Genomic DNA, 10,244 nt, shown 5'->3' on the forward strand with positions numbered 1-10,244 from the left:
AAAGATATTCAAAAAATAGAAATTTTTGATGTTAACGGAAGGTTACTCATAAGTGATAAGGCAAGTGAATCAATTGATTGTAGGAATCTTCAGCAGGGAAATTATTTTGTAAAAATTACGAAAACCAATGGTGAAGTTGTTTCTCAGAAAATAGTTAAAAAATAAGCAACTTGATTTCGAAATACTATCCTGAAATGTAATTTTCAGGATTTTTTTGATATTATATGTCAACAACTTGTATCACGTACTTTGTTGAAGATTTTTTTTATTTTTATAACATGAATCAATTATATATTTTGCAACCGATTGCCGTGCATTCTCATCATGATGAGCACTCTAAGACAACGAATTTTTTAAAACCTGGAGATTTTATCAATTACAATCGAGAGAAACGGAGAAATGGTATGAATTGGATGGAGATCTATTTAGGTGACAAGAAGGCTTATATAAAGAAAGATTTTTCCAAGATTTCTATCGTGAAAAATGCGAGTTTAGATGATGATTCTTGTACTGTTCTGTGTTTTGAATCAATTGATGGTAGTGATTATCTGCTTGAAGAGGTATTCTATCCTGAACCTAAAAATATTGATACCGAAGAATCTTTTAAGGTCAGACGAATATATGATGAGGCTAAAAAAGAGAAGTATATACAACTTTTCTTTGACTCAAGTAAGGTACAAGCTAACAAGAAGGTTTTTGCAAAGAAAGACAAGTTCAAGATTATTTCTGATCAATCCTTTCTCAAAGAGGTTCTGTATGGTAATAAGAGAGGATTTGTGCTACCGAGTATTTCTTATTCGGAGCCCAAAGATTGGTGGATGATGCCATTGATTATTGTTATTCTTGTTGCGGTGACGATAGGTATTTTTGCAGCAATATTATCAACAGGATGGATTGTTGTTGGACCTATTTTACTTATTCCGGGTTTTATTATCGCAATCGTTGTTATTGTGTTTTTACAACTAATTATAGCTATTTTGAGCGTAATATTTTCGCAAATTCGGAAACGGTTTTAGAAGGCTTTACTTGTCATTACCAATATGTTGAATTTACAAAAACTATATCTTTTTTCTTGTTGATGGTTATGCTATCATATTCCCAAAGCGGGAATATTCAGATTTATAATCCTTACTATACCGAAATGATTATAAAGATTGATGATAAAGAGTACAAATTAAAAGATAAAACAGATTTGTTTATTAACCTTAGTGCAGGAAAGCACAAGCTGTCTTCTTTCGCAGATAAGGAATTTGGATAAATAATTGATGTGGATAAGGATTTTAGCGATAAAGCAGGTTATCTTATTGTCCCAAAACAGAGTGTGTATATATGGAGTATGGCTTATGTTGATCCGGTTTTGTAGTATGTGTACGAAACTATGGAGGCTAAAAGCGATTCTGTAGAAATGAGTCCTGCGGAAATTATATCGAGTAATCAAGAGATTATTAGACGTTATCTTCTTGTGTAAATAATTTTATGAAAACCTTTCTTGTTTCACTGTTTTTGCTTTTTTATTCTGGACTTAGAGCTCAAATGTTGACGTCGGTGTTCTTTGAGTATGATAGTTCTGAACTTAACCTCGCTGCCAAACGGAAGTTGGATAGCATTGCAGCGTTGAAAGGTAGTCTTATTTTTAGAATTTTCGGGAATGGAGATACATCGGGTTCAGAATCCTATAATCAAGTTTTATCTGAAAAAAGAGCTAAAAGCGTTACAGATTATCTTCTGAGTAAAGGGTTGAATCCAATCAAAATTAAATCTTCAATTGGCTTAGGAGAAACCAAGCAAATCAATGATAATAGCTCAGAATTCTTGAAGTCTCAAAATCGTAGAGTAGATATTTTTATTGATAAAAATTTTAGAGAGGGAGAGCAAATAAAAAGAGAAGCTTATCCAGAGTTTTCTATTAAAAATATTTCACAAAGAAAGGTCAAAGACACCTTTTCTCTTCCTGGAGCAAATTTTATTGGTGGTCGTCATATCTGGCTACGAGATTCTGAAAAGAAATTTTCTCAATTCGTCACGCTAATGCGGGAAAATCCAACTATTGAAGTCGAGTTGCAAGGACATATTTGCTGTGATTATGATAATTTTGATGGAGAGGATTTGGATACGGGAACCTTCAACTTATCTTGGACTAGGGCAAATGCGGTCAAAGAGTATTTAATCTCGAACGGAATCGATTCTTCTCGCGTCAAAGCTGTTGGATTGGGTCATCTTAATCCTTTGGTTTACCCCGAAAAATCAGAAGTAGATCGTTCAAAAAATAGGAGAGTAGATGTAATGTTGATCAAGAAATAATGGTCTTCCAAAACGCTTCCATTTTTGTGGAAAACTTTCGGTTTTCGATGGTATTTATACTTTCATAATTCAATAAAAATCACGATATTTGTAAGTCTTTGCAAAAAGCAAAAATTATAGTTTTTAGATAAGAGATCAAGGCTTTTATTTTTTTTTATTTAAAGTCTTGAATTTCAAATCTTAAAAAATTAATCTTAAAATTTATTATGAGTCAAAATCAATATAACGCAGGTAGTATTCAGGCATTGGAAGGAATGGAGCACGTTCGTATGCGTCCTTCGATGTACATTGGTGATGTAGGCATTAGAGGTCTTCACCATTTAGTTTATGAAGTAGTAGATAACTCTATCGATGAAGCTTTGGCAGGATATTGCGACATGATTACGGTTTCGATTAAAGAAGGAAACGGTATCGAAGTTACTGATAATGGTCGTGGTATCCCAGTAGATTTTCACGAGAAGGAGCAAAAATCAGCTCTTGAGGTGGTAATGACCAAGATTGGAGCAGGAGGAAAGTTTGATAAGGATTCTTACAAGGTTTCTGGGGGTCTTCATGGTGTTGGGGTATCTTGTGTTAACGCACTTTCCAATGAAATGATTACCACGGTTTATAGAGATGGTAATGTTTATCAACAAGTATATTCCAAAGGAAAAGCTCAAACAGAAGTTGAAGAAATTGGGAAAAGTGATAAAAGAGGAACCAAACAGTTTTTCCTACCAGATGATACTATCTTTCAGGAGTTAGTTTACAACTACGATACTTTGGCAACGAGACTTCGTGAGTTGTCTTTCTTAAATAAAGGAATCACGATTACTTTAACAGATGAGAGATTCCCTAATGAAGATGGTACTTTCCCAACAGAAACGTTCCATTCAGAAGGAGGATTGAAAGAATTTGTTGAGTATATTGACGGTAACAGAGAGTCGATCATGGAACACGTAATCTTCATGGAAGGGGAGCGTGATGATATTCCTGTGGAAGTAGCCATGCGTTACAATACTTCATTTAATGAAAACCTTCACTCTTATGTGAATAATATCAATACTCACGAAGGGGGAACGCATTTAGCAGGTTTCCGTAGAGCATTGACAAGAACGTTAAAAAGATATGCTGATGAATTAGGTCTTCCAGCAAAAGAAAAAGTAGAGGTAACTGGTGATGACTTCCGTGAAGGTTTAACAGCGGTTATTTCCGTTAAAGTAATGGAACCTCAGTTCGAAGGTCAGACCAAAACTAAATTGGGTAACTCTGAGGTTTCGGGAGCTGTTGACAAGATTGTTGGTGAAATGTTGACCAACTTCTTAGAGGAAAATCCGGTAGAAGCAAAGCAAATTGTACAAAAAGTTGTTCTTGCTGCTAAAGCAAGACAAGCGGCTAAGAAGGCGAGAGAAATGGTTCAGCGTAAATCTCCAATGGGAGGTTCTGGACTTCCTGGTAAACTGTCTGACTGTTCATCTAAAGACCCTGAAATTTCTGAGATTTTCTTAGTGGAGGGAGATTCCGCAGGTGGAACGGCAAAGCAAGGTAGAGATAGACATTTTCAGGCTATTTTACCGTTAAGAGGTAAAATTTTGAACGTTGAAAAATCTATGATTCATAAAGTGTATGATAATGAGGAAATTAAAAATATTTATACTGCTTTAGGAGTTTCTGTGGGAACAGAGGAAGATAGTAAAGCGTTGAATTTGGCTAAGCTACGTTATCATAAAATTGTGATTATGACCGATGCCGATATCGATGGTTCTCACATTTCTACATTGATTTTAACTTTCTTCTTCCGTTATATGAAGGAATTGATTGAGCAAGGATATATTTATATTGCGCAACCACCGCTTTACTTGTTGAAGAAAGGAAATAAAAAGGAATACGCGTATAACGAAAAAGAACGCGAAGCTAAAACTTTGGAAATGTCTCCTGATGGGAAAGGGGTGGAAGTACAGCGTTATAAAGGTCTTGGGGAAATGAACCCAGAGCAACTTTGGGAAACAACTCTTAATCCTGAAAACCGTATTTTGAAGCAAGTAACCATTGAATCTTTGGCTGATGCTGATAATGTTTTCTCTATGTTAATGGGGGATGAAGTACCACCACGTCGAGAGTTTATAGAAAAGAACGCCATCTATGCGAATATAGATGCTTAACAATATCTTAACCGTTCAATTATTTTGAACGGTTTTTTTTATCCAAAAACATGAAGAATTTTTCCATTCTTTTAGCTCTTATGCTTCTTTTGTTTGTGGGATGTCACAAAGAAAAGAAGGAAGTCGAGGTTTATGATATCATGAACGACAGTTTTGCAAAAACTGAGGTTTCCGCAGATGCCGTGTTGCAAGTCAAGTCGGTGAAAAAGGAACCTAAAAAGTTTAGTTTTCCGCTTGATTCAATAATTGTAAATGACTCAGTTTGGATTAAAAATAAGGTAAATTTTGATACTAATTATCAATTGTTGGTTTTTCCTAGTATTGATAACAAAGTTTTGTTAGATAGTATCTACAGACCTATTTCCAAGCTGTATAACGTTCGAGTTACAGGCGCAAATAAAAAGGAACTTCTTCTCCAATTTAGAAGGTTGAGTGCTAAAAATAAGGGAGAGCTTATTAAGGAAATGAAAGATATCCCAGAGTATGATTCTGAGAGAATCTCTTATGAAACTTGTCGAATGGATATTCATTATGAGAAGAATGATTTAGTGACTGTTCAATATACTTTTGATGGGATGAGTCCAGGCGCAGCACATCCCTATCATCATTATCAGTGGAGGACTTTCGATTTTAGAGATGGGCAGAGTTTGCAGCTTAGTGATATCCTCAGATTGAATGAAAGAGAGTGGGAAAAAGTTGTTTCCAAGCACATTCCTGAAGGTTTAGTTTTTGAAGAGTACGAAAAATCAGTTCCTATGACGCAAAATTTTTATTTTGATGAGAAAGGGATAAGTTTACTGTATAACGAGTACGAAATTGGAGCCTACACAGCTGGAGTAATATCAATTTTTTTACCTTATGAAGAAGTGAAACCTTATTTGACTAAGAAGTTTATTAAAAGAATGGATATTAAATAATCAGTATTTCAATGTTTTAGATCTTGGCGCATAGTGGTATTTTCTTGGTGATAAATGTTGGATGTTTTTATCGTTTGTGTTATTGTAAGAATCGGGAAACTTGATTATATTGCAGTAAAAACATATCTATGCAAAAAGTATTTTTCCTTTTTGCCTTTTCTATAGGGCTTTATTTCGCTAATGCACAGAACTATTCGGTTTCAGGAATAAAAGAAGAATTAAAAAAAGATGCTAGTGTTGTCATTAGAAAGGACAATACAACGATCACAATTAATAATGTTTCGAGTATTGATTTCGAATTTTCTGATGTTAGGACCGTTTTTAGTAAAGATTCCGAAAGATTTGTAGTTCCTGTAATATATTATGACAAAGGGGATGTTATTTCTGACGTTAAAGTCAATATATATAATGAAGCAGGTAATAAAATTAAGAGTTTTTCGAAATCAGATTTTAATGATCAAGCTAATAACTCGCAAGGAACCTTTGTTTCGGACTCTAGAGTAATGGTTTTGCCATTGGTTTCTACTCAATTACCCTATACTGTTGAGTTTTCTTACAAAAAGAAGAGTGAGAATACTGTTTTTATTCCAGATTTTGTTCCATTTTACAGCTATGGTGTCTCATTGGAAGAAAGTAAGATGAAGATTAGTAATAATTCAGGTATTAATCTTAGGACAAAAGTATATCCGTCACCTTATAATTTTGCGTCTGTGGAAAGCCAAGATGGGGTAGGAGAAAAAAGCTATACATATCGCAATATTCCTGCTATCAATAGTGAATTGCTTTGTCCAGAGCCAACCAAAGTTTTGCCTAAAGTTAGTTTTGCGTTAGAGCAGTTTAACCTAGAAGGAAAGAAAGGGACTTTAGATACATGGGAGAGCTTTGGGTCGTGGTATTACAATAATTTACTTAGTCCAGTTTCAGTAGCAACACCAGAGATGCAAGCAGAGGTCAAAGCGCTTAATTTGCAGGGAAGTACCGAAGAGAAAGTCAAAAAATTGTACCAATATATGCAGACCAAAACTCGTTATATTGCTGTTACATTAGGAATTGGGGGATGGTCTCCAATGACTCCTGATGAAGTGCATAAAAAAGGTTACGGAGATTGCAAAGCGTTAACCAATTATATGAGGACTCTACTTAATGCAGCTGGAATTCCTTCTTATTACTGTATTATCAATTCTGGAAATTCATCGCAGAGTTTTGATAAAGATTTTCCCAAGATGGGAGGTAATCATATTATTCTTATGGTTCCTGACAAAGATAAAATGATTTGGTTAGAAAATACATCCCAAAAAATTGCTTTTAACCATCTTGGTTTTCGCATCACTAACAGAAATGTTCTTGCAGTTAAATCTAATGGTATTGATATTATTGAGACTCCTGTTTATGCTCCAGAGCAAAATAAAGAGAAGCAAAACCTGAAATTGGTTGTTAATCCGGATAAAAGCATTATTGGTGAAGGTCATATTGAGTACACTGGTAGTCAATACGATTATGGATTAGCACTTCTTTCCTATGAAGGAAAGGACAGAGAAAATATGGTGAAAAATTCATACAGAATTTTAGACTTCGAAACGATTGCGGTTAAAAATCTTGAGAACAACAGAGATGTTGGAACTTTGAGTTATGATATGAATTTTAAAGTACCTAATTATTCCAAAATATTAGGGAACAGTATCCTATTTCGTTCGGTTCCTATTTTTTCGGAGAGAACCTATCGCAAGGATGAAGGCCGAGTTTTGCCTTTTGAACTTGACGGTTTTCAAGACGAGTATGAGATCGAATATATTTTTCCGGCTGGTTACGTTGCTGAAGAAATTCCTGAAAATGTTTCTGTCCCTTCAGAATTCGGTTCTTATAATCTGGCTTTAACGAAGAAAGATAACGGAATTGTTGTAAAAAGAACCTTAAAACTTAATGACGGAATTTTCCCAAAAGAGAAATTTAATGATTATGTTGCTTTCAGAAATAAGATCGCTAATGGAGATAATTCAAAAATACTAATCACAAAACCATAGATATGAACATGAATTTTAAACGATTTTTTTGTGCTTTTATCCTTTTTTTAGGAGTTTTAGTATCAGCACAGAAGAGAGAATTTTTGAATATTCCAAAATTTAATGATGCAGATTTATCAAAGGAAAAATCTTTGATTGATGATAAAGCTCCAGCCGAAATCCTATTTAAGTCTGTACACTATTGGATTGATCTAAGTAGTGGCCTTCTCAATAAAGATGTTTTTTGCAGAATTAAGATTTATGACAAAGATAGGGCAGAAGATTGGCTTAATTTAGAGATTGGACTTCGTACTAGAGAAGGCAACGTGAATGAGGAACTTAGCGGGTTAAAGGCTTTTGTGTATAATATCGAAAATGGAAGTAAAACAGAAACCAAAGCCGAAAAAAAATCTCAATACAAGTCTAAAGAAAACAAATATTTGACTATTAGTAAGGTCGCGTTTCCCAATGTCAAAAATGGTTCGGTAATAGAGTATACTTATAAGCTAGTCTCACCAGGTAATTTTTTATATGAGATACCAAGAGTTGTGATTGAGCAAGATATTCCATCGGTGTATATGGAGTATGTTTTTGATAGCCCTGTAAGTATGTCGTATAATTTGGATTATACGGGATGGTTGGTTCCTAAGTATAAAGAAATTGGTGAAAAGACTTTGTATGGAACTAATTATAGAACTTATCGTTTTGGTTACGAGAATATTAAAAGTTTTGAGTCAGAAGAGTTTACAAAGAATGAAAATAATTATAGAACCAAGATTAAAGCGGAATTACATTCGACTTTTTTTAATAACTCTAATGGTGTTACCAATTACTCATCATCGTGGGATGAAATTGGTAAGAAACTGTATGAGAATGAAGATTTTGGACAAGAGTTGAAGAAATCAAAACTTGTAAAAGCATTAATTCCTTCTGAAGCAATAGCAGAAAAAAATTATTTAGCAAAAGCCAATATAATCTTTGATTATGTGAAGAACAACTATACTTGGAATGAAGTTTACGGAGTATACACGGATAAGGGTTTCAAGGAATTACTTTCGACCAAGATCGGAAGTGTTGGCGATATTAATCTGCTGTTAGTAGCAATGTTGAGAGAAGCGGGCTTGGAAGCAGATCCAATAATATTATCCACAATAGGAAATGGTGTAATTAATTTATCAATTCCTAATATTACTAATTGTGACTATGTTATAGCAAGTGTTAAGCTGGCAGATGGTTTTCACCTGTATGACGCAACTTCCAGACAGTCTTCGGATAACCTTTTGCCTCCTCGAGATTGGAACGATTATGGTGTGTTGGTGACGGAAAAAAAGTCTGATGTTATAACAATCGTTAATTCAAAAATGAGTGAAAACGATTTGGAAATTACAGCTAGAATTAATCTGGAAGAAGGTGTAAGTGGAACATATAGAGATAGAGATACTGGACTTTTTGCAATGTCGGCAAAGGAACATTATGATGAAAATCCTGAAAAGTATCAAAAGCAGTACAAAGAAAATTTCTCAGTTGAATTTACTAATGTTAAATCTAATCTAGTTAATAAAACTGATTTTGAAAGCACGATGAATTTTACTTCTAACCAAATGATGGATGTTGTTGGGAAGAAAATTATCCTTAATCCTATGTTATTTCTCAACAAAACTAATAACGAATTCAATCAAACCACAGAACGAAAGTATCCCATTGATTTCCTAACCCCATTCACAAGAACCAAAAAAGTAACATTAGAGATTCCTGAAGGTTATGTAGTAGAGAACTTACCAAAAAGCAAAAAAATTGTTACCGAAGATAAAGAAATTGAATACAGCTATATGACCGAACAAAAAGGCAATGCATTAGTAGTGACGAGTACTCTAAAGGTCGCAAGTGCCAATTATCCAAAAGAATATTACCCTGCCTTCAAGCAGATTTGGAAAGTGGTGGTAGATACCCAAAACCAAGTTGTTAGTTTGGTTAAAAAATAATCACAAAATGCTCTCTATTCGGGAGCATTTTTTAATTTTGCGGTTGTGAATCGTACAGCATTTATTATCAATCCTTTTTCGGCAGGTAAAAACTATCAACCTTTTCTTCAAAAATTGAAGGAAAAGTTGGGGACGCCTATTGTTTATATTTCTGAATCAATTGATGGGACGCACCAATTTATCGAAGATAATTTGGAGAAAGTCGATATTTTTGTTGCTGTGGGAGGCGATGGGACAATTTCTTCTGTTGCGAGAAAGTTAGTTGATACCGATAAAGTTTTGGCTATTTTTCCTGCTGGTTCAGGCAACGGTTTCTCTAATGAAACTAACTTTAGCAAAAATCTAGATTCGCTCCTGGAAAAGATCAAACAGAAGAAAACCAAACGAATAGACACTTTCTTAGTTAATGATGTCTTGTCTGTCAACGTTTCAGGAGCAGGATTTGACGGAAAAGTAGCGAAGGAATTCGAAAAAACTTCTAGGGGATTTGCAAATTATATTAAAGTGTCTATCAAGACTTTTATTAAGTATAAGCCCATTGAAATCAAATTTGATAACGTTGAATATCAAAAGTATAACGGAAAATATTTGATGGTCAATGTCGCTAATACAAGACAATTTGGGAATAATGCCTATATCGCACCTCATGCGAGTAAAAGTGATGGATTGGTAGAGATTGTTTTAGTTAAAAAATTTCCAATGCGTTATTCTGCTGTTTTTGCTTACCAATTATTCAATAAAACGCTTGGGAACAGTCAATTTGTGACCTATTTGTCGGTTCCAGAAATCTCTTTCAACGTAGATACCCAAAATTGGCATATTGATGGAGATTATAGAAAGATGAGTTCTCCAGTAACGATTAAAGTTCTTCCAAAGAATTTAAAGATTTTAATCTAAATTTTT

At 34.2% G+C, this 10,244-nt stretch carries 9 protein-coding genes; all 9 read left to right on the forward strand.

Annotated features, from left to right (window positions below; translation table 11 throughout):
• The first annotated feature begins 15 nt into the window (after positions 1-15).
• The 9 genes from AC4AGG_RS13430 (at position 16) to AC4AGG_RS13470 (ending at position 10,238) form a co-directional block, all read left to right on the forward strand.
• Entirely contained in the window at positions 16-165 is a 150-nt protein-coding gene (locus tag AC4AGG_RS13430; RefSeq protein WP_489772529.1) for a T9SS type A sorting domain-containing protein, read from the forward strand.
• 113 nt (positions 166-278) lie between these two features.
• Positions 279-1,016 carry a hypothetical protein gene (locus AC4AGG_RS13435; protein ID WP_489772521.1) on the forward strand — a complete coding sequence of 246 codons (738 nt, stop codon included), beginning with the start codon at positions 279-281 and terminating at the stop codon, positions 1,014-1,016.
• A gap of 68 nt (positions 1,017-1,084) precedes the next feature.
• Positions 1,085-1,258 (forward strand): hypothetical protein, encoded by a 174-nt coding sequence (locus tag AC4AGG_RS13440; protein ID WP_489772522.1) that lies wholly within the window; start codon positions 1,085-1,087, stop codon positions 1,256-1,258.
• 218 nt (positions 1,259-1,476) lie between these two features.
• Positions 1,477-2,301: an OmpA family protein gene (locus AC4AGG_RS13445; RefSeq protein ID WP_489772523.1), complete on the forward strand. Its 825-nt coding sequence runs from the start codon at positions 1,477-1,479 to the stop codon at positions 2,299-2,301.
• 206 nt (positions 2,302-2,507) lie between these two features.
• Positions 2,508-4,442 (forward strand): DNA topoisomerase (ATP-hydrolyzing) subunit B, encoded by a 1,935-nt coding sequence (gene gyrB / locus AC4AGG_RS13450; protein ID WP_489772524.1) that lies wholly within the window; start codon positions 2,508-2,510, stop codon positions 4,440-4,442.
• A 50-nt stretch (positions 4,443-4,492) separates the two neighbouring features.
• Positions 4,493-5,359 (forward strand): RsiV family protein, encoded by an 867-nt coding sequence (locus AC4AGG_RS13455; RefSeq protein ID WP_489772525.1) that lies wholly within the window; start codon positions 4,493-4,495, stop codon positions 5,357-5,359.
• A gap of 128 nt (positions 5,360-5,487) precedes the next feature.
• Positions 5,488-7,380: a DUF3858 domain-containing protein gene (locus AC4AGG_RS13460; RefSeq protein ID WP_489772526.1), complete on the forward strand. Its 1,893-nt coding sequence runs from the start codon at positions 5,488-5,490 to the stop codon at positions 7,378-7,380.
• Between the two features lie 2 nt (positions 7,381-7,382).
• A complete protein-coding gene (locus AC4AGG_RS13465) occupies positions 7,383-9,341 on the forward strand; it encodes a transglutaminase-like domain-containing protein (protein ID WP_489772527.1) in 1,959 nt (652 codons plus the stop codon).
• Between the two features lie 45 nt (positions 9,342-9,386).
• Positions 9,387-10,238: a diacylglycerol/lipid kinase family protein gene (locus AC4AGG_RS13470; RefSeq protein WP_489772528.1), complete on the forward strand. Its 852-nt coding sequence runs from the start codon at positions 9,387-9,389 to the stop codon at positions 10,236-10,238.
• Positions 10,239-10,244 lie beyond the last annotated feature (6 nt).

The organism is Chryseobacterium sp. CG10_8, assembly GCF_058117085.1.

Excerpts from the sequence above, each read along its gene's own strand:
- AC4AGG_RS13460 (WP_489772526.1), top strand. The coding sequence starts at position 5,488 with ATGCAAAAAGTATTTTTCCTTTTTGCCTTTTCTATAGGGCTTTATTTC.
- AC4AGG_RS13465 (WP_489772527.1), top strand. The coding sequence starts at position 7,383 with ATGAACATGAATTTTAAACGATTTTTTTGTGCTTTTATCCTTTTTTTA.
- AC4AGG_RS13440 (WP_489772522.1), top strand. The coding sequence starts at position 1,085 with ATGCTATCATATTCCCAAAGCGGGAATATTCAGATTTATAATCCTTAC.
- gyrB (WP_489772524.1), top strand. The coding sequence starts at position 2,508 with ATGAGTCAAAATCAATATAACGCAGGTAGTATTCAGGCATTGGAAGGA.
- AC4AGG_RS13435 (WP_489772521.1), top strand. The coding sequence starts at position 279 with ATGAATCAATTATATATTTTGCAACCGATTGCCGTGCATTCTCATCAT.
- AC4AGG_RS13455 (WP_489772525.1), top strand. The coding sequence starts at position 4,493 with ATGAAGAATTTTTCCATTCTTTTAGCTCTTATGCTTCTTTTGTTTGTG.
- AC4AGG_RS13445 (WP_489772523.1), top strand. The coding sequence starts at position 1,477 with ATGAAAACCTTTCTTGTTTCACTGTTTTTGCTTTTTTATTCTGGACTT.